This is a genomic window from Variovorax boronicumulans (assembly GCF_040544675.1).
Taxonomy (GTDB): domain Bacteria; phylum Pseudomonadota; class Gammaproteobacteria; order Burkholderiales; family Burkholderiaceae_C; genus Variovorax; species Variovorax boronicumulans_D.
In genome coordinates this window covers 289,194-313,102 of the sequence record NZ_JBEPKK010000003.1, presented here as the reverse complement: position 1 = coordinate 313,102, position 23,909 = coordinate 289,194, and the positions used below count along the sequence as shown (strand labels likewise).

The following is a 23,909-nucleotide window of genomic DNA, read 5'->3' as shown; positions in this document are numbered from 1 at the left end:
CTAAAGCAGCCCGTTGTTGACGGCGAGAGTTACCGCGTGGGCTCGCGTGTGAACCTGCAGCTTGCGACAGATGCTTTTCATGTGTGCGCACACCGTCTGCTCGCTGATCGACAGATGGCCCGCGATCTCGCGGTTGATGTTGCCTCTTGCGACAAACCCCAGGACTTCGCGTTCCCGCGCCGAGAGCGTCTTGCGGCGCACGCCCCTGGTGTCCAATTTCCCCGGATCGAACGGCCCCAGCCGCACGAGCAGGTGCCGGATGACGCTTGGCGAAACCGCCGCGCCGCCGTTGACGACCTGCAACACAGCCTGCGTGAAATTCTGGAACCAGGAGTTCTTGACAAGGTAGCCGGATGCGCCTGCTGCGAACGCACGACGGACATGAACCTCGTCTTCCAGCGTCGAGTGCACGATGATTTCGATCGAGTTGCGGTACCGCCTTGCACTCTCGATCAGGTCGAATCCCTTGCCGCCTTCAAGACGGACATCGAGGATGAGCACGTCGAATTCCTGTTGCGTCAGCAGGCGCCTGGCTTGAAGCAGATTGCTTGCCTCGCCGGCAACGCACACGCGCGGATCCGTGACCAATTCCTGGGCGATCGCCCGCCGCGAATTACCGTCCTCGTCGATCAACAGCACCCGCACCGGCTTGTCGGGCTGGCCGGACAGGAATTCAGGCCACGGATTCGGCGATGCCCAGTCGTTGGCCGCTAGCAGGGTGCTTTCGATCTTTGCAAGCCAGTTGGGTGACCCGCGTGTCAGTGGGATCGGAGGTGGTGGCGTCGTATCCAAGGTCGGATCCGGATCGTTGTCGATAAGCCCATTTTTTTCGATACCGTCTGGGCGCACCTTGATCTGTATCAAACCGTGTGCGGCGCAGCTGAAGGAAGTCGCTGCAAATTGCCGCGCTCAGGTCGACGTGCGCCGGACGGTGAGGTCGGCGCTTTCCGACGCCCGCGCCGGCCGGACGATCAGCCTGTTCAACAGGGTGGTCAGACCATCGGTGCGGCGTGCGGCGCGTTCCGCGGCCACGCGCTGGGCCTCGTCGGCCACTTCGCCGCGCAGGATCACCACGCCGTCCTTCACGTCCACGTCCACATCGCATGCGTTCACGGCCGGGTCCCAGTTGATCTGCGAAAAAACTTCGTGTCTGAGCTGGGTGTCGGGATTCATGAGTTCTCCTTCTGAAGAGCGGGAAGAGCTTGTGTCGCGTCCGGGCCGGCCGGACGAGCCGTGCGCTTCATGGCTTCGAACGTGCGCGCGGCAGCGTCCGCCGCGGCCTTTGCGGCCAAGCGCGCGGCCTCTTCCGCCTTGGCGAGGGCCTCGCGCGTGGCTTGGGCCGCCTTCTCGGCTTCCACCTTGTTCATCTTTGCGGCACGGTCAAGCGATTTCTCGGCCATCGCAAGCGCTTCTCTGGAGGCCGCCACGGCTTTGCTGCTTTCCTCCTGCGCCGCACGCGCGGCGTCCTTGCTTTCGTCGATTGCTTTGCGGGCCGCCACGGTGGCCTTTGCCTCGAACCGCGTGGCAGATTCAGCCGCCTTGCGGGCGGCGCGGCGGATGCCTTCGGCCAGTGCCCGCGAAACCTTGCCTGCCGAGGCCTTGCTCTTTTCCGCTGCGGCCCTGGCCGCATCCGCCGCCCGTCGGGCTGCCTGTTCCGCCTCGCGCGCGGCGCGGCCAGCGGCATCGCGTGTCCCGTCAGTGGTGTTTTGCGGCGGGCTCAGCCTGCCGGGTGCCGTGTAATCCGCGGCAAAGGCGCAAGCGCCGACGGCCATGGCGACTGAAGCGACGCAAGCCCGGAGTGCATTGGGGGTCATTTTCTTCCAGTCGACCAAAGGCAATGGGGGCAAGTTTTCAGCTTGCGGCGCCGCGCACCAACAGCAGCGGCACAGGGCTGCTTCGCGCGACACCGTCCGCATCGCTGCCGAGCGCCATGCGGCTGAGACCCCGACGGCCGTGGGTACCCATCACGATCAGGTCGCAGATCGACTTGGCGGCCTCGTCGACGACGATATCTGCGATCCGGCCATGCATGACTTCGCGCAAAACGGTCTGGGACTCCACGTCGGCCGCTTTGGCCTGTGCCTGCGCCCGATCCAGCACCGACTGCCCGTACTGGCGCAGCTTTCGCAGGCTGTCCTCGAAGCTTGAGACTGCCGACATCTCCATCAACATCGGGAAGTCGTCGATCACATGGAGCAGCCGCAGCTTGCTCTTGAACTCGCGGGCCAGACGGATGGCTTCCTGCATGCCGCGGTCGGAAGTAGGGCTGCCGTCCAGCGGAACCAGTATGTGCTTGTATACGGACATTTGTGTTTCTCCTTGGGGATCGCGTCGCACGGATGCGCCTGTCGCCGGTCCCCGGGACGCGACGGGCCGACAAATTGTTCGGCCGCATGGCCGCGCGGGTCTTGCGCCACATCAATGTCGCGGTGACTCGATACAGGCCTGATGCGTGTCAAGCCGCCGCGGTGCGGCGCGACGAGACTGTCTCGTACACGATTCATTCCGCCGCACGACTGGACGTCTGCCATGCATGCACAAGATCTTTTGTCACTGGCCAACAGTGCAGCCTCGCTGCGAAGACCGAGCGAGGCCATTGGCTCGGCTGCGCGCAACGGCGCGACGTTGCAGTTCATCAACACGATTGCGGTGCTGCTCGTACGTGGCGTGCCTCTCGATGTGGCCGGCACTGTGTCGACGGAGCCCCGTTTTGCAGTCGCCGCCTGAGTCGCCGCGGCTCTCGTGGCCCGTGCGCCTGTGGAGGATCGCCAAGCCGCGCGCGGCCGCCGGGATCGTGCTTGCGGTGGCAGTCGCGGCAGGTCTCTGGCTCGGGCCGCGATTCCTGCTCGGCCCGCGTGTCGAGGCAACCACCGTCGTGCGGCGGGACTTCGTCCAGTCGGTCGTGGCCAGCGGCCACGTCCAGACGCCGCACCGCGTGAATATCGGCACTCAAGTCACAGGCACGGTCAAGCGTGTGCCCGTGGCAGAGGGGCAGACCGTGCGCGCGGGGCAGCTGCTTGTCGAGCTTGAAAATGCAGAGTGGTCCGCCGCGCTCGCGCAGGCCGATGCGTCGGTCTTGCAGGCGCGAGCGCGGCTGCGACAACTGCGCGAGGTACAAGCGCCGGTGGCGGCGCAGACCGTACGGCAGGCGCAGGTGAACCTGGACAACGCGCGTGCTCAATGGCGCCGCAGCACAAGCCTCTTCCAGCAAGGCTTTGTCGGACAGGCCGCGCTGGACGATGTGCGGAAGGTGGTGGATCTGGCCGAGGCGCAGCTGCGGACTGCACAGAGCCAGTTCGACAGCGCGCGGGCCGGCGGCAGCGACGACGCCTTGGCCCAGACCGAGCTCGCGCAATCAATGGCGGGCTCGGCCGTGGCGCGCTCCCGCCTGGTCTACGCCACCATCGTCGCCCCCGTGGATGGAACGCTGATCGACCGCGCCGTGGAGCCTGGCGATGTGGTGCAGCCGGGCAAGGCGCTGATGGTGCTGTCGCCTGTCGGCAAGACGCAGCTGGTGGTGCAGATCGACGAAAGGAATCTGCAACTCCTCGAACCCGGCCACAAGGCACAGGCCTCCGCCGATGCCTACCCCGAGCGCCGGCTGGCGGCCGAGCTGGTCTACATCAACCCGGGTGTGGATTTGCAGCGCGGCTCGGTCGAGGTCAAGCTGGACGTCCCCGAGCCGCCGGACTACCTGCGGCAGGACATGACCGTGTCGGTGGATATCCAGGTCGCCCGGCGACCGCAGGCCGTTCTGGTGGCATCCGATGCTGTGCGCGGTACGGACAGCGCCCAGCCATGGGTGCTCAAAGTCGACGGGCGCCACGCGCGGCGCCAGCCGGTACGCCTGGGGCTGCATGGTGGCGGCTTCAGCGAGGTGCTCGAAGGCTTGCTTCCCGGCGATCTCGTTCTGTCGGCAAGGACTGCCGACATCGAGCACGGTTCCCGGGTGCGCGCAACGGTCGTCGCACCCGCCCAGACGCACCCGCCGTCGCCATGACGAGCCGCTGGCTGCCTTTTGAATGGATCGTGGCGCTGCGCTTCTTGCGCGAAGGGCGCATGCAGACCCTTTTCATCGTTGCCGGCATTGCGATCGGCGTGGCCGTGATCGTGTTCATGTCGGCGCTTCTGAACGGTCTGCAGACCAATTTCGTGCGGCGCGTGCTTTCGGCGCAGGCGCACATCCAGTTGCTGCCTCCCAAGGAGGTGGCACGTCCCCTGGGCGCGGCGCGAGCGGATGGCGCGCCTCCCGTGGAAGGCGCGATCGTGCAGGCGCCGCTGCAGCGGGTCAAGTCGATAGACCAGTGGCAAACCATTGCGGCGCAGGTCCGCACCATGCGCGAGGTGTCGGTGGTTGCGCCCATGGCGAGCGGCTCCGCGCTGGCGATACGCGGCGAGGCGAGTCGCGCCGTCTCGGTGAACGGCATCGACCCGGCGCGGTATTTCCGTATCGTGGCGCTGCCCGAGAAGATCGTGCGAGGCAGCACCCGCCTCACGCCGACCGACATCCTCGTGGGAACCGATCTGGCCAGCGACCTCGGCGTGGATGTGGGCGACAAGCTGCGCGTGTCCTCGGCCCGCGGCGGCGACCAGACGCTCATGGTGACGGGCCTGTTCGACCTGGGCAGCAAGCCGGCCAACCAGCGCACCACTTTCGTGGCGCTGCGCACGGCGCAGAGCCTGCTGGGTCTCGTCGGCGGAGTCTCCAGCCTGGAGGTCACTGTGAATGACATCTACGCCGCGGAGACCGTCGCGCAGCGCATTGCCGCGGCCACCGGCGTGGAGGCCGACAGCTGGATCGAGGTGAACGCGCAGTTCTTCACCGCCGTGCAGGCGCAGAAGACCTCCAACACGGCCATCCGCTTCTTCGTCGGCCTTTCGGTCGCCTTCGGCATCGCCAGCGTGCTGGTGGTGTCGGTGGTGCAGAAGTCGCGCGAAATCGGCATCCTGCGCGCCATGGGAATCTCTCGCGGGCAGGTGTTGCGCGTCTTCCTGCTGCAGGGTGGATTGCTCGGGCTGTTCGGCTCTTTCGGAGGCGCCGGCATCGGCCTGGTGGCATTGCTGCTCTGGCAGCGCTATGCGCTCAATCCCGATGGAACGCCGCTCTTTGCGCTGGCGATCGAGCCGGGCCTGTTCCTCGCATCGCTTCTGCTGGCCACGCTCACCGGCCTGGCGGCGGCATTCGCACCGGCGCTGCGCGCTGCGCGACTGGACCCCGTGGTGGCCATTCGTGGTTGAACCCGTGGTCAGCCTGCGCGATGTGCGCAAGTCCTTCAACCTCGGGTTGCCGAACGAGGCCGAGGTGCTGCACGGCATCGACCTCACACTCATGCGCGGTGAGTTCTGCGCGGTCATGGGGCCGTCGGGTTCGGGCAAGAGCACACTGCTGAATATCGTGGGTCTGCTCGACCGGCCCACCAGCGGCTCGTTGCACATCGGCGGGGAGGAAGTCAACGCGCTCGACGAGCATGCGCTCACGCGGCTGCGCGGCCACAACATCGGGTTCATCTTCCAGTATCACAATCTGCTGGCTGGCTTCACCGCGCTGGAGAACGTGATGATGCCGATGCTGGGCAGTGCCGTCTTCTTCAACGAACGCATGGCGCAACATGCAAGAGAGCTCCTGGACAGTGTGGGCTTGGCGAAATGGTGCGACAGCATGGTCACGCAACTGAGCGGTGGGCAGCAGCAGCGCGTGGCGGTCGCACGCTCGCTCGCAATGGACCCGCCGCTCCTGCTCGCGGACGAACCGACCGGCAACCTGGACACGAAGGCGGCCGATGCGGTGTTCGAGTTGCTGCAAAAGGCCAACCGCGAGCGCGGCATGGCCGTTCTTTTCGTCACGCACAACCCGGCGCTGGCCGAGCGCTGCCACCGCATCATCCAGGTGGTCGACGGCCTGATCCGAACATGACCACGCTGCGCGACGGGTGCCTTGCCGGCCGCCCCTCACCCGCGATAGAGGCTGCGGACATTCAACAATGAGCCTTGTCCAGTTCAGGAGGCCTTATGCCACCCAACCGTTTGCTGGCTCGCCGTGCCGGCATCGACACCTATCAGCAGCCCGTGGTTTACATGCGCAGCGACTGCGATGTCAGTCGGGCCGAGGGATTCCAGTCACAGGCGCAAGTCGAGGTGATCTGCAACGGACGCCACCTGCTTGCGATCCTGCATCAGGTGAGCAGCAGCTGGCTTCGCAGCGACGAGATCGCATTCTCGGAATCTGCCTGGAGCCTGATGGGCGCAGCAGAAGGCGACGAACTGGTCGTGCGGCATCCGCCGGTCCTGGATTCACTGGCTCACCTTCGTACCAAGCTTCACGGTGGGCGACTGGACTATGTGGCGCTGCGCGCATTGATGAGCGACGTGAGCCGCGGACGCGTTCCCGACATTCACCTGGCATCGTTCGTGACGGTCTGTGCCGGCAAGGGCCTCGACTTCGACGAGACAGTGGCGCTGACCCGCGCGATGGTCGATGTGGGGGAGCGCCTCGACTGGGGAACATCGCCTGTGGTGGACAAGCATTGCATCGGTGGATTGCCGGGCAATCGGACGACGCTGATCGTGGTGCCCATCGTCGCCGCCTGCGGCGTGGTGATGCCGAAGACCTCGTCGCGCGCCATCACCTCGGCGGCCGGAACTGCCGACGTGATGGAGACGTTTGCACCGGTCGATCTGGGGCTGGCGGCGATGCGCCGTGTCGTCGAGCGCGAAGGAGGCTGCATCGTATGGGGCAACGCCATGCGCGTCAGCCCCGCCGATGACCTGTTGATCCGCGTGGAGAGGCCGTTGAGCATCGACAGCGAGGGCCTCATGGTCGCGTCGATCCTGTCCAAGAAGGCCGCCATGGGTTCGCAGCGCGTGTTGATCGACATTCCCGTGGGCGCGCTGACCAAGGTGCGCAACTCTTCCGCCGCGAGACAGCTCTCGCGCAAACTGATATCGGTGGGTGCGGCACTGGGCTTGCAGGTGCAGACGGTGTTCACCGACGGCAGTCAACCCGTGGGCCGGGGCGTCGGTCCGGCACTCGAAGCAATGGACGTGATGGCTGTGCTCGAACGCGGGGCCGGCGCGCCACAGGACCTGCGCGAACGGGCACTCGTGCTGGCTGGACTGATTCTTGAAATGGCGAACAAGGCCACGCCTGGCATGGGGAAGTCGCTGGCACGCGCGGTGCTGGACGACGGACGCGCTTTGGCCAAATTCGTGGCGATATGCGATGCGCAGGGCGGCTTGCGCGTACCGCCCAAGGCAGCCCATACGCACTGTGTGAGCGCGCTCGCGGATGGTGTGGTGTCGGCCATCGACACACGGCTCGTGGCGCGCATGGCCAAGCTGGCGGGGGCACCGCGCGATCCGGCTGCGGGTGCCCGGGTGCACGTGTGCGTGCAGGACCGTGTCAATCGAGGCGATCCGCTCTTCACGTTGTACGCCGAAAGCCTTGGCGAGCTTCAATATGCCTTGAGTTTTGTTCGATCTCAACTGCCGATCGTGCACATCGAAGCCAAAGGCGAGCCCTGATTCCGCGCAATCAGCCAGGCTTTGAGCAGCCGTCCGCGTTCACTCGACGCGGTACGCAGCAGATGCGCGAGGCTGAGCGCGTCTGACTGAAACATCGCCGATGTGCGGCCTGCCGCGGCTGCGAGCAGACGGACCGCAGCCTCGTGTCGCGGTCATTCCGCACCGATCAGCACCTTGACATGCGCCGCGGCGCTGCGGCCGAGGGCGCTGGGTGCGTAGCCGCCTTCCAGGCAAGAGACAACCCGCCCTTGGCAGTGGCGCTGTGCCACATCCATGATCTGGCGCGTAACCCAGGCGTAGTCCTTCTCCACCAGACCCAGATTGCCCATGTCGTCCTCGCGGTGGCCGTCGAAGCCCGCCGAGATGAACACGAGTTGCGGCGCAAAGTTCTCCAGCGCCGGCATCCAGCGTTTCTCGACCGCCGCGCGGAACGCAGCGCTGCCCGAGCGTGGCGGCAGTCCCACATTCACCATGTGCGATCCGTTGTCTTCCGCGCCTGAGTAGGGGTAGATGCCGTTTTCGAAGATGGAGCACATGAGCACGCGATCGTCGTCGCGGAAGATATCGGCGCTGCCGTTGCCGTGGTGCACGTCGAAGTCGATCAGCGCCACACGATCCAGGCCCTGCACGTCCAGGGCATGCCGGATGCCCACCGCCACATTGTTGAAGAAGCAGAAGCCCATGGCTGCATCGCGCGTGGCATGGTGGCCGGGCGGGCGCACGTTGCAAAAGGCCGTAGGCGCCTTGCCCGCCAGTACCAGTTCGACGGCCAGCACTGCGGCCCCCGCGGCGCGCAACGCGGCCTGTACGGTGTGCGGGTTCATGAGGGTGTCCGGATCGACGAATCGGTGGCCCTGCGTAGGGGCCTGGGCGATGAGTTCTCGCACATGCGACATCGTGTGCGCCCGTGCCAGCTGGGCAGGCGTGGCAAGAGGCGCCTCGTGTGGGACCATGTAATCCAGCAGACCTGCCATCAGCAGCCTGTCATGAATTGCGGATAGCCGCTCGGGGCATTCCGGGTGGCCCGCGCCCATGTCGTGGCGCGCGCAGTCGGGGTGGGTGATGTAGGCGCTGAGCATGCGGGGCTCCTCCGAAGACCGGCCGATCCGAGCGGGCGAGCCGCTGCCGGCAGCGCCGGTCGCGTTGCGGTTACTGGATCTTCAGGACGTTGTGGGCGACGCCCGCGCGTTTGGGCAGCGTCAGGCGCAGCACGCCGTCTTCGAGCTTCGCCACGGCGTTCTTGTCGTCGACCTCGCTGGCCAGCGAGAAGCCGCGCGAGACGCTGCCGTGGCAGGTCTCTCGAACGATGGAGCGGCCATGCTTTTTTTCCTGGTCTTTGTTGATCTCGGCGGAGATCGAGACGTAGCTGCCGTCGACCGACACGCGCACGTCTTCCTTCCTGGCGCCGGGGATCTCGGCGGTCACGAGATATTCCTTGTCGTTCTCGGTGACGTCGACGCGGATGTCGGCCGGCAGTTCGGCTTCGTCGATAAGCTGCAGCGGCCGTGTCCATCGGCGCAGCATGTCGGGAAAGAGGTTTTCGAGACGGTCCAGGCGGGAGAGTGCGGTGTTCATGCGCGATGCTCCATGAATGAGTTGAGGAAATTCCACTCTATGCACTTGCACCGGGGGCTGGTTGCGTTGGATCAAGCGCGCATTTCGTTACCGCGGGACGATGACGTCGTCGTTGTCTGCAATCAAACAGGAGAAAGCCTTGCGCCTGGCTCCGACTGCATCCGATGTGCGCCTCCTGGGGGGCTGGCCCGGCCTACCGCGGTTCTACGGGCTTGCTGAAGTCTTCAGCTCCATCACCATCCGCCGCAGGCCCGACGCGGGTGGCTCGGCCGGATCGGCCTTGAACCCCATGGCGCGCGACAGCCTCAGCATGCGGGTGTTCTCGCGCAGCACCAGGCCGACGAGCCGTTCGATGCCGCGTGCACGCGCATGTTCGATCAGCTGTTCGAGGAGCAGGGTGCCCAGTCCGAGGCCCTTGAGGTCGGAGCGCACGATGATCGCGAACTCGGCCTCCACGTTGTCGGGATCGCTCACCGTGCGAGCCACGCCCAGCGTCTGGGCGCAACCCTCTGCATCCCTGGCCTCGGCGATGAAAGCCATCTCGCGGTCGTAGTCGATCTGCGTCAGGCGCGCGAGCTCGCTGCGCGGCAGTGCCCTGCGTGAAGAGAAGAAGCGCATTCGCGCATCTTCCGCGTCCAGTGATTCGAGAAAGCGCCCGTGCTGTGCCTCGTCCTCGGGCCGGATTGGCCTGACCACGATCGCGCGGCCGTTCCAGGTGTGCGGGCGTACCCATTGCACCGGGTAGGGCACGATCGCAAATCGCTCGGCACCGCCCACAGGCAGTCGCGACAGCCGCACGCGCGCGTCCAGCGCCAGCGCGCCGTTCTCGTCGACCCATAGCGGGTTGATGTCGAGTTCGGCCAGCTGCGGCAGGTCGGCGAGCATCTGCGACACCGCCACGAGCACGTCGTACAGCGCGTCAAGCCGGGCCGGCGGATGGTCGCGAAAGCCGGCCAGCAGCTGCGCCACACGCGTGCGCGACACCAACTCGCGCGCGAGCGCGCGGTTCAGCGGCGGCAGCGCGATGGCCGTGTCGCCGACGGCCTCGACCGCGGTGCCGCCCTGGCCGCAGAGGATCACCGGCCCGAAAACGCGGTCGATGCTGGCACCGACGATGAGTTCCTGCGCATGCGGGCGGAGCGCCATGTGTTGCACGGTGAAGCCCTCGATCTGTGCCAGAGGCCTGGCGATTCGCACCGCATCGAGCATCTCGCCGACGGCGTTGCCCAGGGCTGCCTCGTCGCACAGACCGAGCCGCACGCCGCCCACGTCCGACTTGTGGACGAGGTCGCGTGAGAGGATTTTCAATGCCACCGGATAGCCCAGCTCCCGCGCAGCCTCGATGACTGCCGGGGCAGTCGCCGCGACCGCCAGCGTGGGCACGGCCTCTATCCCGTAGGCCTGCAGCAGTGCCTTGGCTTCCTGCTCGCCCAACCACTCCCGTCCTGCGGCCGAGGCGGCTTCCAGCGTGGCGCGGACCATGGCGCTGTCGGGCATGGCCTTGCCGCTCGCGCTGGGCGTCTCCATCAGAATTTCCTGGTTGCGTCGGTAGGTCTGCAGCATCGCAAAGGCATGCACCGCCTGTTCGGGTGTGGCGTAGTCGGCCACGCCGGCCTCCTCGAAGAGCCTGCGCGCCTGCGCCACCGCATCGTCGCCGAGCCACGTGCTCATCACGCGCGAGGTGTGGTCGCGCACCAGAGGCAGGCAGGCGCGCGCGATGTCCTCGCTGCGCACGATGGCGGTGGGCGCGTGCATGAAGAGCACCGCGCCAGTCGATTCGTCGGCCAGCAGCGCGTCCAGCGTTTCGGCATAGCGCTCGACGGGGGCGTCGCCGATGATGTCGATGGGGTTGGCGTGCGACCAATGCGCCGGCAGCAATGCGTTCAGGCGCGTCCGCAAATCCGTGCCGGGTTCGGCGAGGACGACGCCCTCGCGCGCGGCCGCGTCGGCGGCCATCACGCCAGCACCGCCGCCGTTGGTCATGACGGTGAGCGTGCCGTGTCGGTTGCCGCGAAAACGCGACAGCGTCTCGGCCGCCACGAAGAGTTCCTGCAAAGTGTCCACGCGCAGCATGCCGGCACGGCGGATGGCTGCGTCATACACCGTGTCGGAGCCCGCAAGTGCCCCGGTGTGCGAGGCCGCGGCCTGCACGCCGCGCCCGGCGCGGCCGGCCTTCAGCATGATCACCGGCTTGTTGCGCGCGGCAGCGCGCGCCGCCGACATGAATTTGCGCGGCGATTCCACCGACTCCACATACAGCAGGATCGACTGCGTGCGTGCATCGCTGGCCAAGTGGTCGAGCAGGTCGCCGAAGTCGACATCGCAGTGATCGCCCAGCGAGATCAGATGAGACAGTCCGATGCCGCGGCTGCGCGTCCAGTCGAGCACGGCCGTCGCGAGCGCACCCGACTGCGAGACGAACGCCACGTCGCCTGCCAGTGCGTCGGTATGCGCGAAGCTGGCGTTCAGGCCGATATGGGGACTGAGCAACCCGAGGCAGTTGGGGCCGAGCAGTCGCAGCGTGAAAGGCCGCGCCGCTTCCAGCGCGGCCTGCTTCTGTTCGGCGCTCAAGCCGGCGGTGAGGATCACCACTGCGCGAGTGCCGAGCGCACCCAGTTCGGCGACCAGCGGCGCCACTGTGTCCGGCGGCGTGCAGATCAGCGCCAGGTCGGGCGCGGCGGGCAGATGCGCCACGTTGGAGAAGATGGGCACGCCGTCCAGCGCGCGGTGCTTCGGATTCACGCCGTACACGGGGCCTGCGAGGCCGCCGGCGCGCAGGTTGCGCCAGACAGTTGCCCCGACGCTTCCGGGCCGGGTGGAAGCGCCGAGCACGGCGACGGAAGCCGGCGACAGCAGCCGGTCGAGATGGCGAATGCTCAATGGAGGCTCCGAAGTGGTTGTTCATGGTGAGGCGCTGCACCGGGCCGCGGCTTGATGCAGGTCAACCTGTGGTTGCGGTCAAGGCGCAAGCTCGGCTTTCGCTGGAGCTCGTCATGCACATCCGTTCACCTGAAGTCGCCTCCCATGCCACCGACATTTGATCCATGGCAGGCGTATGTTGTCTCGAGCGAGGTGGCGATGGCCACGCAGGCTTCGGCCGAGTCGCTCGCCGCGCTGCGCGCTCGACGGCTCGCGGCGTTGTTGGCAGCTGCAGCCGAAAAATCGCCGCGATACCGGGGCTTGCTGGCCGGCTGCGATCCCGCCTCCGTGCGTCTGGAAGACCTGCCGGTATCGCACAAGGCGGAACTGATGGGCGACTTCGCGGGCTGGGTGGGCGACCCGGCGCTCTCGCTGCCGATGCTGCGCCGCTTTGTCGCCGATCCCGCGAACATCGCAACGGCCTGTCTCGGCCGTTACACCGTATGGGAAAGTTCGGGCAGCACCGGCGAACCCGCCATCTTCGTGCAGGATGCGCAGGCGATGGCTGTGTACGACGCGCTGGAGGCGCTGCGCCGGCCGCTGCTGCGGCCGCTGGACCGGCTGCTCGACCCCTGGAGCATCGCCGAGCGCATCGCCTTCGTAGGCGCGACCGAGGGGCATTTCGCCAGCACCGTGTCGGTCGAACGTCTGCGGCACCTGCAGCCGGGGCTCTCGGAGCGACTGCGCGGAATCTCCTTCCTGCAACCGCTGGAGCAGCTATGCGCCGAGCTCGATGCATTCGCTCCAACGGTGGTGGCGACCTATCCGAGCGCGGCTGTGCTGCTCGCGCAGGAGCGGCATGCCGGCCGGCTGAAGGCATCGCCGCGCGAGATCTGGACCGGCGGCGAGACGCTCTCGGCCGCGAGCCGCGCGTTCGTGCACGACGCATTCGGCTGCCCGGTGGCCAACAGCTACGGCGCTTCGGAATTCCTGTCGCTGGCCTTCGAGTGCCACATGGGTGCGCTGCACCTCAACAGCGACTGGGCGATCCTGGAGTCTGTCGATGTGCACGGCCGCGCCGCGCCACCGGGCCGCGCAGGCACGACGACCTTGCTGACCAATCTGGCGAACCACCTGCAACCGCTGATCCGCTATGACCTGGGTGACCGGGTCACGCTGTGCGATGCACCTTGCCGATGCGGCTCTCACCTTCCGCTCATCGAGGTGCAGGGCCGCGACGACGACACGCTGCGCCTGGCAGGCGCTGCCGGCATGCCGGCCGTCAACGTGGTGCCGCTGGCGGTGAGCACGGTGCTCGAAGAAGAAGCGGGCCTCTTCGACTTCCAGCTGGTGCAGAAGGGGCCGCGCGAGTTGCTGCTCAAATCCGGCAAGCAGGGCGCGCAGGCCGGGCGGACCCTGCAGAAGGCGCGCACCGTGCTTGCGGCATTTCTTGCAGCGCAGGGTGCTCAGGGAGTGCGTATCCATTGCAGTGCAGGCGAAGGCGCGCATTGCGGACGCAGCGGCAAGACCCGGCGCGTGATCGTGCAAACCGGCGATGCCCGGGTGCCGTGTTGACCTGCATCAAGGTTCAGGGCCGAAGCGGTCCGCAGAATCGTTCGCACTTTTCACGAGGTACGAATGCAATCCCTGTTCTATTCCGGCGTTCTCGATCTCCCCTGGTGGGGCACGGTGCTGGCCGCGCTGGCGCTCACGCACGTCACCATCGCGTCGGTCACCATCTTTCTGCACCGTCACCAAGCGCATCGCGCGCTCGAACTCCATCCGGTGGCGAGCCATTTCTTCCGTCTCTGGCTGTGGCTGACCACCGGGATGGTGACCAAGGAGTGGGCCGCGGTGCACCGCAAGCATCACGCCAAGTGCGAAACCCCGGAAGACCCGCACAGCCCGCAGGTGTACGGGCTCAATCGGGTGCTGTGGGGCGGCGTGCTTCTTTACGTGCGCGAGGCCGCGCATGCGGAAACCATCGAACGCTACGGCCACGGCACGCCCGACGACTGGGTGGAGCACCACCTCTATTCGAAGTACAAGATCCTGGGCATCGTGCTGATGGGCATCGTGGACATGGTGTTGTTCGGCGTGGTACCGGGCGGCCTGGTGCTGGTCACGCAGATCGCATGGATCCCGTTCTGGGCCGCCGGCGTTGTCAATGGCATCGGCCACTACTGGGGCTATCGCAACTGGCCCGCGCGCGACGCCAGCACGAACATCTCGCCGATCGGCATCCTGATCGGCGGGGAGGAGCTGCACAACAACCACCATGCCTTTCCCACGTCGGCCAAGCTGTCGAGCAAGTGGTTCGAGTTCGACATCGGTTGGCTCTATATCCGGGTGCTGCAGGTCCTGGGACTGGCGAAGGTCAAGCATGTGGCGCCGACGCCGCGCCTTGTGCCGCCCAAGGCGAGCGTCGACCTTGCCACGGTACAGGCGATCATCCGATGCCATTACGACGTGCTGTCCCGCTACACGTGCTCTCTCAAGAAAGCCTGCGCCGCGGAACTTGGCCGGCTGCGCCGCATGTCGCCGGAAGCTGCACAAACCCTCAAGGCAGTGAAGCCGTGGTTGGGCAAGGAACAGGGCACCCTCGGCCCGTGGCGGCAGCAACTGGTGGAGCAGGCGTTGAACGCCTCGCAGGCGCTGGCGACGATGTACGCCATGCGGGCAGAGCTCACCGGCTTGTGGAGCCGCTCCAGCGCCACCGGCGAGCAACTTGCGCGGCAACTGCAGGACTGGTGCCAGCGCGCCGAGGCGAGCGGTATCGCACCGCTGGCGGATTTTTCCCGCCGCCTGCGTTCCTATGCCTGAGCGGCGTTGCGCCGAGGAGATGACATGAAGTTCTTGCCGGCCTTGTCTGCCCTGTGCGCCGGGCTGGCGCTGGCCGCCTGCAGCGGCTTTCCGGCGCGTGAAGCGGCCGGCGGCGGCATGCTGACTGGATCTCTCGCGGGCGCTGCGCCGGGCAGCGTGGCGGCACGGGCAATGGACGACGGCGACCGCCGCCGCGCTGCGACCGCGCTCCAAACATCATCCGACGGCCAGCCTTCGGCTTGGCGCAATCCTGAAACCGGCAACAGCTTTGTGTTCACGCCTACGCGCAGTTTCGAGCAGCGCGGCATTCGGTGCCGCGGCTTCAAGCTCGAAGTGCTGGTGGGCGGGCGGCCCGACAGCATCGGCGGCAGCGCATGCCGCCAGGCCGACGAGACCTGGCGCATTTCCAGCTGAAGTGCGGGCGGCGGGGTGTAGAACCACGCCATTCGTTATCTGCAACTGCGATGCGCCGGTGTGCAGTGGCGGCGGCCCCCCCGGGGTTGGGGCGGTCCGAGGTCAGTGCGCCATCCACACCGGCACCGTTGCCGATGCCAGGACTGTGCGCGTGGCACCTCCCAGCACAAGTTCGCGCGCGCGGCTATGGCCGTAGGCGCCCATGACAAGCAGCCCGGCGCCGGTCCGCTCTGCCAGCGACAGCAGCGCCTCGCCGACATTCCTGTCCTGCGGTGCCTCGTGTTCCTTCATCCGCTCCACGCCGTGCAGGCGCAGGTAGTCCCGCAGATGGGACATGGGCGATGCGTCGTGGCCGTCGTCCGTGCAGGCCACAAGGTGCACTTCCCTGGCCCTCTGCAGCAGCGGCAGCGCGGTGCAAAGCGCTCTGGCGGACTCGCGCGTGGGTCGCCAGGCCACCAGCACCTTCTCAGGCGTCGGGGACACCCGTCCCGAGAAAGGCACGACCAGCGCCGGCTTGCCGCTGCCGAGCATGACCGCCTCGACGAAGTCGCCGGGCACGTCGAATCCGGCCACATCCCGCGGGTTGCGCTGCCCCAGCACCATGAGGTCGCAGGTGAGGGCGCGTCGGATGAAGCTCTCGATGACCGGCTCGCCGCGCAGTTCGTGCCAGTCGCTGCGATTGGCGTGGTCTTGCAGCAGGCGCTCGAACACGGCGGCGGCGTGGGCGCGATGGTCTGCGTCGATCCCGCCGGCCATAGGCATTGGAGGTAGACCGCCCATCGGTGGCAACACTGCCAGCACGCGCGGAGACACTGCAAAGAACCCGGTCACCGCCGAGCCGAAACGAGCCGCGAGCCGGTGCGCCAAGCGAAGCCGGACCTCGGCGCGCTCGGTGCCGTCCAGGTGGACGAGGATCGAACAAAGGGGCGGCGTCTCCATGTCAGCGCAATCCTTGCGGGGCCGGGACATGTCGGGCTGCTGTCGTGGCCGGCGCCGATTCCGCGCCGTCGGTGCTGAACCAGCGGCAGATCGAGTCGCCGCCGAATCGCGAGGGTCCGCGCTCATGAAGGAAGCCCCGGGTAGCTTCGCCGTCGTCGTCCAAGGGGACGCCTGCGGCCGTGAGCAGGGCGTTGCGCCGCACCTGCGTGGATCCGAAGGGGACGCGAACGGTGATGCTGGGAGTCCAAACGCTTGGGGCCATCGATTTTCTCCGGGATAAGACGGACATGTCCAAGGACGCGCTGGACGGCGGATGGGCGCACTCTAGAAGTTCGCGCCTGCAGCAGCCTTGCGCTGGATCAAGGTGGCGCGGCGGCCCGCCGCCATCACGGTGCCGGTGACATCGAACTGAAGCTGGGGATGGTTGTGTCCTGGGCCGCAGCCCTGTCACGGCCTCGCAAGCCAGACTGCGACGGCGCAGGCACAGGCCAGGCTGGCCATCAGCGCGGCGGTCACGCGCAGCGCGTAGTTCCTGCCGCCCACCGTCAGTGCCACCGCACAGCGCGTGAGCGTGTTGGTTCCGACCGCCACCAGCACACCACGGATGAATCGATCCGTCGACAACGCGTCGGCCGCGTGCAGCGAGGCGAGCGAGGCCACGGGCGCGTGCGCGTCCACCAGCGCCGCCAGCGCAATGCCGACCTGCAGGCCCGCGTCGCCGAAATGCTGCTGCGCCGTGCCCACCAGCAGCGCGACGAGCGCCAGTGCGAGCGCGACGGCGAGCGCCTCGCGCGGTCGCAGCGCGCTGCGGTCGCTCGCAGGCGCCTCGAGTGCGATGGACGGTACGGGAGCCAGAAGCGGCAGCAGGCCCGCGGCTGCCGCTCCCGCTGCTCCGGCGAGTGCCACCGGCAGCAGCGCGAGTCCGGCCTGCGGTGACAGCGCGGCGGTCATCGTCAAGGCCAGCACCCAGGTGGCCACCGCGGACAAGGCCGCGGCGCCGGCAAGCAGGCCTGTGTGCTGCGGATGCTCGCGCGCGCGGTGGCCAAACGAGGCCACGGTGGCCGTGCTCGAGACGAACCCGGATGCAAAGCCCGCGCCCAGCAGCCCGCCGCGCACGCCGAGCCAGCGCACCGCGGCCTGTCCCGCAGCCTGGACCGCCATGATCAGCAACACCATCGCAGCCAACGGCCTGGGCGAGATGCCGCCCAGCATCTCGAGAGGCCGGGAAGGAATGAACGGCAGCACGATCAGGGCGAGTGCCGCAAGCAGAACGCCGTCGCGAAGCTCCTGCTCGCTGAGCAACTCGGTAGCGAATCGGTGCAGCCGGCTCCGAGCCGCCAGCAGCAGCGCCAGGCCTGTCCCGCAGGCCGCCCCGAGCGACGGCTCGACGACGCACAGCGCGCCTAATAGGTAGGTCGCGAAGAGGGCGAGCTCGGTGGTCATGCCCGGGTCCCGCGAACGGCTCTTCCAGTGCGACACGACCGCCAGCGCGGCGACAAGCGCACCCCCGATGGGAACGAGCGCCGGAAAGGGCAGCAACTGTGCGACTGCGCCGGTCAGGGCTGCGATGGCGAACGTGCGCAATCCGGCGGCCGCGCGGCGGTCGCCGTCGCCCTTGCGACGTTCGCGCTCGATGCCGACCATGAGGCCGATGCCCAGCGCCACGGCAAGACCGACGATCGCCGTCGAAGTGCTGGATGTATTCATGCCTTCAGTGTCGTTCCGGGCGGCGGCGCGTCAAGATGGCGTGGCCAGTGGGGAGCGATTCCTTGCGCCATGTCAAAGGCCGGGCGCAAGGGGGCGCCTAAGGTGGCGGCATGAAAGCACTCGTCTACCGGGGCCCCGGCCTCAAAGCGCTCGAAGACCGTCCCACGCCCGAGATCCAGGCGCCGGGCGACGCCATCGTGCGGATCCTCAAGACCACCATCTGCGGCACCGACCTGCACATCCTCAAGGGCGACGTGCCCAGTTGCACCCCGGGCCGCATCCTGGGGCACGAAGGCGTGGGCGTGGTGGAAGCCGTCGGGGCCGCCGTGACCGCATTTCGCCAGGGCGACCATGTGCTGATCTCTTGCATCTCGTCGTGCGGCAAGTGCGAGTACTGCCGCCGCGGCATGTATTCGCACTGCGCCACGGGCGGCTGGATCCTGGGCAACACCATCGACGGCACGCAGGCCGAGTATGTGCGGATCCCGCATGCGGACACCAGCCTCTATCCCATTCCCGCAGGCGCCGACGAAGAGGCGCTGGTCATGCTGAGCGACATCCTGCCCACCGGTTTCGAGTGCGGCGTGCTCAACGGCAAGGTGGTCCCGGGCAGCACGGTGGCCATCGTGGGCGCCGGGCCGATCGGCCTGGCCACGCTGCTCACGGCCCAGTTCTATTCGCCCTCGCAGATCATCCTCATCGACCTGGACGACGGGCGGCTGGAGATGGCGCGCCGCTTCGGCGCGACGCACACGGTCAACAGCACCGACGGCCGGGCGGCCGAAGCGGTGCTCGCGTTGACCGGCGGCCGCGGCGTGGACGCGGCCATCGAGGCCGTGGGCATCCCCGCCACCTTCGTGCTGTGCCAGGACATCGTGGCGCCCGGCGGCACCATCGCGAACATCGGCGTTCACGGTCACCCGGCCGAGCTTCACCTGGAGCGGCTGTGGTCGCAGAACATCGCGATCACCACGCGGCTGGTGGACACGGTGTCCACGCCGATGCTGCTCAAGACGGTGCAGTCGCACAAGGTCGACCCGGCGTTGCTGATCACGCACCGGTTCACGCTGGACCGGGTGATGGACGCCTACGACACCTTCGCTCGCGCGGCCGAGACGCATGCGCTCAAGGTGATCATCGAGGCGTAGCGCCCGGCGGTCACCGGATTTTCTTTCCTTCATTTTTTTCCAACGGGCTCTTCCATGTCGCTATTCCACGCCGTCGTCTGGGTCGATCACCACAGCGCGCAAATCCTTCAGTTCGACGCTTCGCAGGTTGTTGCGAAGCAGGTCAGGGAGCACGTCCACTGCACGCGCCAGCACGGCAGCCATGTGCGCAGCGAGCACGAGTTCTTTGCCGAGGTGTGCGATGCCACGAAGGGCATCGCCGAGTTGCTCGTCGCCGGCTCCCGCACGGCACAGGCCGACTTTCGCCACTACGTCGAAAAGCACCGCGCCGAGGTGGCGCTGCGCATCGTCGGTTGGGAAACGGTGGGTCCCATGAGCACCAACGAACTGATCGCCTTGGCGCGCCGCTATTTTTCGATGCACGCGGGCATGGCGGCGCCCATGAAGGGCGGTTGAGCGGGGCAAGCCTGTGCGCGCCGGCGCCTGACGATGCGCATTGCATCGAACTCGCGAGCAATTGCAAACGCCTTGATATGCATCAAGCGATTGCGGCGATGCATTCCTAGGATCGGTTCCTACACTTCGGAGACACCTACATGCACAACGATGCCTTTTCGACGAATCCGACGCCCGCGACGTCCTTTGGGAATGTTCAAGCCGTGATCGACTGGCAGATGGCGCTGGGCAGGAGCCTGCTGCAGGCACAGCGCCAGCAGTGGGAAACGATGGCGGCCTGGCAGCGCTCGGGCGCCATCATGCAGCGCGAGCTCATGGACCAGTGGATCTGCAGATTCGGCGGCGGTGTGCCGCTCGACGGTTGAACCTGCGAGAGATCGGCGCACGCGATGAGCCGCTGTCGATGTGGCGCTGGGTTGATCGGCGTCAATATCCGCACCGGCCTGGTCGCCGAACATCTGCCTCACTCCCATTCACTGCGCCGCGCGCGGCGCTTCACCTTGGCGGGGCCTTCATGAACTTCAAGACCATCCTCGTTCATCTGGATCACTCGGCGCGAAACCCCGTGCGCGCGGCGATGGCGGCGCGGTGGTCGCGGGCGCACGAGAGTCACCTCGTGGGGCTCGTGCCCACCGGTCTGTACGACGGCGTGATTCCCGCCGACGCCATCGCGACCGGCATGACCGACTACATCGCCGAATCAGCCGACTACCTGCGCCGGCGCGCCGAAGCCATCGCGCATGAGTTTCGGGAAGATATCGCCGCCTCGGGACTCACTTCGTACGAGATGCGGCTGGTCGACGGCGTCACGGTGGACGCCGTGGTGCGCTACGGGCGTGCGAGCGACCTCCTGGTGCTCGGGCAGAGCGACGGCTCGACCAAGCTGGACACCACGGTGCATGCGCTCGCAGAGCAGGTGCTGACGGAGGTGGGGCGCCCGGTACTGGTCGTCCCTTCGGCCGGGGTGTTCGAGGGCATCCCCAAGAACATCGTCGTTGCCTGGGACGGTTCGCGCGAATCTGCCGTGGCCTTGCAGGCAGCGTTGCCGGCGCTGCAACGCGCCACGCATGTCACGTTGCTGTCCCTGCGCCACCCGCGCGATGAAGAGGACGCGCAGCTGCTCATGGTGCCGGACATGCTCCAGTTCCTGCTGCGGCACGGCGTCCGGGCTCGCGCCAGTTCCGAGGTGACCGAGATCGGCATCGCGGACGCTCTGCTCTCGCGCATCTCGGACCTGGGCGCCGAGTTGCTCGTGATGGGGGGCTACAGTCATTCGCGTCTGCGAGAGCGGATCCTGGGCGGCGTCACGCGGCAGATCCTTGAGCAGATGACCGTGCCGGTCTTGCTGGCGCACTGAGGTGGCCGCCGGCGCCGACGCCTGGCTGGACAGCCTGGGCCGTCTCGCGCGCGACGAGCACAGGTCGCGGGTCGGCGTCGGCGAGATCGTGTCAGCGGCAGGCGAGGGCGGTCTCGCAGCGGCGATTCTGTTCTTCGCGCTGCCCAATGCCCTGCCTTCGTTGCCCGGTGTGTCGAGCGTGCTCGGCGCGCCGCTGTTGCTCTTCACCGCGCAACTGCTGGCGGGGCGGCCCGTTTGGGTGCCGCAATGGCTGGCCGGCCTCACGATATCTCGCGTGCATCTGGAGGCTGCCATGGCGCGATTGGATGCGCTGGTGGCGTGGAGCCGCCGGGTCAGCCGGCCAAGGCTGGTTGCCTTCACCGGGCCTTTGGCCATGCGATGTGCCGGCGGGCTGGGTTGCGTACTTGCGGTGTTGTTGGTGCTTCCCTTGCCGCTGGTCAACATTCCCATTGGAATGACATTGAGCCTGCTGTCGTTCGGCGGGCTGCGGGGTGACGGATTGGCGGTGCTGCTGGGCTTTGCCGCCGGCATCGCGTCGCTCGCGTTGGCAGGCAGCGTGTTGTGGGGGGCGTGGGCCCTGCTTTGATCAAGGTCAAGGCTGCGGCGGCGAGCTATGACACGCTTGCAAGAAGCCAACCAGGAGTCGCTGTGCCCGACAACCAGCCTTTGGGCCTCACGGATGACGAAGCTGCGCAACGTCTGCGTCAAGACGGGCCGAACCTCCTGCCCTCCGTCTCGCGCAGGGGACTGGCACGCATCGCTTGGAACGCGCTGACGCAGCCGATGTTTGTGCTGCTCTTGGCGACCGCCGCGCTGTACGCATTGCTTGGCAGCCTTGGCGATGCCGGGATGCTTGCGATCTCGGTGCTGCTGGTCGGGGGGCTCTCCATCTACCAGGAGCAGCGGACCGAGCGCGTGCTTGAAGCGCTGAAGGACCTTTCCAGCCCCCGCTGCTCGGTCGTGCGCGGGGGGCGCACGCTGCGCATCGCGAGCCGCGAACTGGTGCGCGGCGATCGCCTGCTGGTGAACGAAGGCGATCGGCTTTCCGCCGATGCACGGCTCGTCGAGGCCGTGGGGCTGCAGGTCGACGAATCCCTGCGCACCGGCGAATCGATGCCGCTGGGCAAGCACGCGCGTGGCGAGGGCGACAGCGGCCGGCTCTTCGCGGGCAGCCTCGTGGTGCGCGGGGACGGCGTGGCCGAAGTGACTGGCACGGGCGCGCACACCGCGCTGGGCGCCATCCACAACTCGCTCGCGCAACTCGCGCCCCGGGCGAGCCGGCTGCAGGACGAACTGCGCCGGCTGGTGGGCCGCGTCGCGTGGCTTGCGGCCTTCACCTGCGTTGTGGCGGCAACCGTGTTCGCGCTGCGCGAAGGCTCGTGGACGCAGGGCCTGCTCATCGGGCTGACGCTGGCGATGTCGCTGATCCCCGAGGAGTTCGCCGTCGTCTGGAGCGTGATGCTGGCGCTCGGCAGTTGGCGCCTGGCGAAGTCGAACGTGCTGACCCGTCAGCCGCAGGCCATCGAGGCACTGGGCACGACCACGGTCCTCTGCGTGGACAAGACCGGAACGCTGACGCACAACCGCATGGCACTCGCGGTGCTGCATGACGGGGAGGCCAAATGCAAACTGGGCGCGGGCGAACTCGCCGGGCGCTTTCACCGGCTGCTCTCGGGCGCGTTGCGCGCCGGCAGCCCGGGCGGCGTCGAGCCCATGGACAACGCGGTGCACACCGCTGCGCAAGCTGCAGGACTGGCCGGGGTCGATGCCGCGTGGACGCCCGGTCCGCGGCGGGGCATTCGCGACGGCGCGCCTTATGTCGTGCACTGGGGGCAGGCGCCCGGCGAGGCCGGGCAGACTGTCGCGGTCAAAGGCGCTGCGGAAGCCGTGCTCGCGCTTTGCGATGCCGAACCGGCACGCATGCGGCGCCTGCGCGAAACCGCCGATCACTGGAGCGCCGCGGGCTTGCGGGTTCTTGCGGTGGCTGAAGGACACGCCGCGCAGGCCGGCGACGACGCCGCATTGCCTGGCGGGCTGCGCCTCGAAGCGCTGGGCCTGCTCGGCTTCATGGACCCCTTGCGCGAGGAGGTCCCAGGCGCCATCCAGGAATGCCGGCGAGCAGGTGTGCGCGTGGTCATGATCACCGGCGACGCAGCCCTCACGGCCCGGTCGATCGCGCAGCAGGCCGGGCTGGTCGATGGCGGGGACGCGAAAGTGCTGACCGGCAAGGCGCTGGCCGCGATGGACGACGACGCGCTTCGCCGCTGCGTGCGCGAGGTGCAGGTGTTCGCGCGGGTCGACCCCGCACAGAAGCTGCGCATCGTGCGGGCGCTCCAGCAGCAAGGCGATATCGTCGCGATGACCGGCGACGGCGTGAACGACGCACCCGCGCTCAAGGCGGCCGACATCGGCGTCGCGATGGGCCAGCGCGGCACCGACGTCGCGCGCGAAGCCGCCTCGCTGGTGCTGCTGGACGACAACTTCGCCTCGCTCGTGGAGGCGGTGCGCGCAGGACGGCGCATCTTTACCAACCTGCGCAAGGCGCTGGGGTATCTCTTCGCGGTGCATGTGCCGATCGTCGGCGTGGCACTGATACCGGTGGTGATGGGCGGCCCGGTCCTGCTGCTGCCGCTGCACGTGGTGCTGCTCGAACTGCTGATCGACCCGGCCTGCTCGCTGGTGTTCGAGGCCGAGCCTGCGCCGGGCGACAGCATGACGGTGCCGCCGCGGCACCGCAACGAGGCGCTGTTCTCACTGGCTTCGGCGGCACGCGCGTTCGCGATGGGCGCGCTGGTCTTTGGCGGCGTGGTGGCGGTGCAGTGGGTCTGCCGCGCGCTGAATGCCACGCACGAGGAACTGCGCATGGCGAGCCTCGGCTCGATCGTGCTGGGCAACCTGGTGCTGCTCCTGTGGTTCCGATGGGCCGGCGTCCGGCTCGCGCACACCAACACGGTGTTCCATGCGCTGCTGATCGGGGTGTGCGTGGTCTGGGGCCTGCTGACGGTGGTGCCTGGCGTCGGAAGCATATTCGGCCTGCCGGCCGCATCGTCGCCGTGGGCGATGTGGGTCGTGCTGCCCGCAGGCTGGGCGCTGTGGCGCCTTTACGCGGCCTCACGACAGCATTGAGCCGG

General features: G+C 67.6%; 23 protein-coding genes. 14 read left to right on the top strand and 9 right to left on the bottom strand.

The window, feature by feature from the left end; all coding sequences use genetic code 11:
• From ABIC90_RS07410 to ABIC90_RS07395, 4 genes are read right to left on the bottom strand one after another with little or no spacing between them, the layout of a single operon-like run.
• Positions 1–864, bottom strand: a complete 864-nt coding sequence (locus ABIC90_RS07410) for a response regulator transcription factor (protein ID WP_354353439.1) — start codon at positions 862–864, stop codon at positions 1–3.
• Between the two features lie 45 nt (positions 865–909).
• The gene (locus tag ABIC90_RS07405; protein WP_354353438.1) at positions 910–1,173 is read right to left on the bottom strand and encodes a BON domain-containing protein; all 264 of its coding nucleotides are present in this window, start codon (positions 1,171–1,173) and stop codon (positions 910–912) included.
• Positions 1,170–1,838 (bottom strand): hypothetical protein, encoded by a 669-nt coding sequence (locus ABIC90_RS07400; protein ID WP_354353437.1) that lies wholly within the window; start codon positions 1,836–1,838, stop codon positions 1,170–1,172. The genes ABIC90_RS07405 and ABIC90_RS07400 overlap by 4 nt, the downstream gene beginning before the upstream one ends.
• A gap of 13 nt (positions 1,839–1,851) precedes the next feature.
• Positions 1,852–2,307: a universal stress protein gene (locus ABIC90_RS07395; RefSeq protein ID WP_354353436.1), complete on the bottom strand. Its 456-nt coding sequence runs from the start codon at positions 2,305–2,307 to the stop codon at positions 1,852–1,854.
• A 222-nt stretch (positions 2,308–2,529) separates the two neighbouring features.
• On the opposite strand from ABIC90_RS07395, the gene ABIC90_RS07390 reads away from it, so the two are divergent.
• From ABIC90_RS07390 to ABIC90_RS07370, 5 genes are all read left to right on the top strand, one after another.
• Positions 2,530–2,727, top strand: a complete 198-nt coding sequence (locus tag ABIC90_RS07390; RefSeq protein WP_354353435.1) for a hypothetical protein — start codon at positions 2,530–2,532, stop codon at positions 2,725–2,727.
• Positions 2,711–4,000, top strand: coding sequence for an efflux RND transporter periplasmic adaptor subunit (locus ABIC90_RS07385; RefSeq protein ID WP_354353433.1), 1,290 nt, complete (start codon positions 2,711–2,713; stop codon positions 3,998–4,000). The genes ABIC90_RS07390 and ABIC90_RS07385 overlap by 17 nt, the downstream gene beginning before the upstream one ends.
• Positions 3,997–5,238 carry an FtsX-like permease family protein gene (locus ABIC90_RS07380; protein ID WP_354353432.1) on the top strand — a complete coding sequence of 414 codons (1,242 nt, stop codon included), beginning with the start codon at positions 3,997–3,999 and terminating at the stop codon, positions 5,236–5,238. Before ABIC90_RS07385 ends, ABIC90_RS07380 begins: the two co-directional genes overlap by 4 nt.
• Positions 5,231–5,914 (top strand): ABC transporter ATP-binding protein, encoded by a 684-nt coding sequence (locus ABIC90_RS07375; protein WP_354353431.1) that lies wholly within the window; start codon positions 5,231–5,233, stop codon positions 5,912–5,914. Before ABIC90_RS07380 ends, ABIC90_RS07375 begins: the two co-directional genes overlap by 8 nt.
• 95 nt (positions 5,915–6,009) lie before the next feature.
• Positions 6,010–7,521, top strand: a complete 1,512-nt coding sequence (locus ABIC90_RS07370; protein ID WP_354353430.1) for a thymidine phosphorylase family protein — start codon at positions 6,010–6,012, stop codon at positions 7,519–7,521.
• Between the two features lie 152 nt (positions 7,522–7,673).
• Here ABIC90_RS07370 and ABIC90_RS07365 read toward each other — a convergent pair whose 3' ends face one another.
• The 3 genes from ABIC90_RS07365 to ABIC90_RS07355 form a co-directional block, all read right to left on the bottom strand.
• A complete protein-coding gene (locus ABIC90_RS07365; RefSeq protein WP_354353429.1) occupies positions 7,674–8,600 on the bottom strand; it encodes a histone deacetylase family protein in 927 nt (308 codons plus the stop codon).
• 70 nt (positions 8,601–8,670) lie between these two features.
• Positions 8,671–9,096 carry an Hsp20/alpha crystallin family protein gene (locus ABIC90_RS07360; RefSeq protein ID WP_354353428.1) on the bottom strand — a complete coding sequence of 142 codons (426 nt, stop codon included), beginning with the start codon at positions 9,094–9,096 and terminating at the stop codon, positions 8,671–8,673.
• 204 nt (positions 9,097–9,300) lie between these two features.
• Entirely contained in the window at positions 9,301–11,976 is a 2,676-nt protein-coding gene (locus tag ABIC90_RS07355) for a bifunctional acetate--CoA ligase family protein/GNAT family N-acetyltransferase (RefSeq protein WP_354353427.1), read from the bottom strand.
• Positions 11,977–12,120: 144 nt separating this feature from the next.
• On the opposite strand from ABIC90_RS07355, the gene ABIC90_RS07350 reads away from it, so the two are divergent.
• The 3 genes from ABIC90_RS07350 (at position 12,121) to ABIC90_RS07340 (ending at position 15,192) form a co-directional block, all read left to right on the top strand.
• Entirely contained in the window at positions 12,121–13,530 is a 1,410-nt protein-coding gene (locus ABIC90_RS07350; protein WP_354353426.1) for a phenylacetate--CoA ligase family protein, read from the top strand.
• A gap of 63 nt (positions 13,531–13,593) precedes the next feature.
• Complete coding sequence (locus ABIC90_RS07345; RefSeq protein WP_354353425.1) at positions 13,594–14,778, top strand: DesA family fatty acid desaturase; 1,185 nt, start codon at positions 13,594–13,596, stop codon at positions 14,776–14,778.
• Positions 14,779–14,802: 24 nt separating this feature from the next.
• Complete coding sequence (locus ABIC90_RS07340) at positions 14,803–15,192, top strand: RT0821/Lpp0805 family surface protein (RefSeq protein ID WP_354353424.1); 390 nt, start codon at positions 14,803–14,805, stop codon at positions 15,190–15,192.
• A gap of 102 nt (positions 15,193–15,294) precedes the next feature.
• Here ABIC90_RS07340 and ABIC90_RS07335 read toward each other — a convergent pair whose 3' ends face one another.
• A complete protein-coding gene (locus tag ABIC90_RS07335; protein WP_354353423.1) occupies positions 15,295–16,131 on the bottom strand; it encodes a universal stress protein in 837 nt (278 codons plus the stop codon).
• A 447-nt stretch (positions 16,132–16,578) separates the two neighbouring features.
• Complete coding sequence (locus tag ABIC90_RS07330) at positions 16,579–17,838, bottom strand: MgtC/SapB family protein (RefSeq protein WP_354353422.1); 1,260 nt, start codon at positions 17,836–17,838, stop codon at positions 16,579–16,581.
• Between the two features lie 110 nt (positions 17,839–17,948).
• Here ABIC90_RS07330 and ABIC90_RS07325 point away from each other — a divergent pair, with 110 nt between their 5' ends.
• The 6 genes from ABIC90_RS07325 to ABIC90_RS07300 all read left to right on the top strand — a co-directional run bounded on the left by ABIC90_RS07325 (position 17,949) and on the right by ABIC90_RS07300 (position 23,904).
• Positions 17,949–18,986, top strand: coding sequence for a zinc-dependent alcohol dehydrogenase family protein (locus ABIC90_RS07325; protein WP_354353421.1), 1,038 nt, complete (start codon positions 17,949–17,951; stop codon positions 18,984–18,986).
• 54 nt (positions 18,987–19,040) lie between these two features.
• Positions 19,041–19,421 carry a hypothetical protein gene (locus ABIC90_RS07320; protein ID WP_354353420.1) on the top strand — a complete coding sequence of 127 codons (381 nt, stop codon included), beginning with the start codon at positions 19,041–19,043 and terminating at the stop codon, positions 19,419–19,421.
• A 140-nt stretch (positions 19,422–19,561) separates the two neighbouring features.
• Positions 19,562–19,786 carry a hypothetical protein gene (locus ABIC90_RS07315; protein WP_354353419.1) on the top strand — a complete coding sequence of 75 codons (225 nt, stop codon included), beginning with the start codon at positions 19,562–19,564 and terminating at the stop codon, positions 19,784–19,786.
• 149 nt (positions 19,787–19,935) lie between these two features.
• Positions 19,936–20,778 carry a universal stress protein gene (locus ABIC90_RS07310; protein ID WP_354353418.1) on the top strand — a complete coding sequence of 281 codons (843 nt, stop codon included), beginning with the start codon at positions 19,936–19,938 and terminating at the stop codon, positions 20,776–20,778.
• A gap of 1 nt (position 20,779) precedes the next feature.
• Positions 20,780–21,364 carry an exopolysaccharide biosynthesis protein gene (locus ABIC90_RS07305; RefSeq protein WP_354353417.1) on the top strand — a complete coding sequence of 195 codons (585 nt, stop codon included), beginning with the start codon at positions 20,780–20,782 and terminating at the stop codon, positions 21,362–21,364.
• 62 nt (positions 21,365–21,426) lie between these two features.
• Positions 21,427–23,904 (top strand): cation-translocating P-type ATPase, encoded by a 2,478-nt coding sequence (locus ABIC90_RS07300; protein WP_354353416.1) that lies wholly within the window; start codon positions 21,427–21,429, stop codon positions 23,902–23,904.
• Positions 23,905–23,909: the final 5 nt, after the last annotated feature.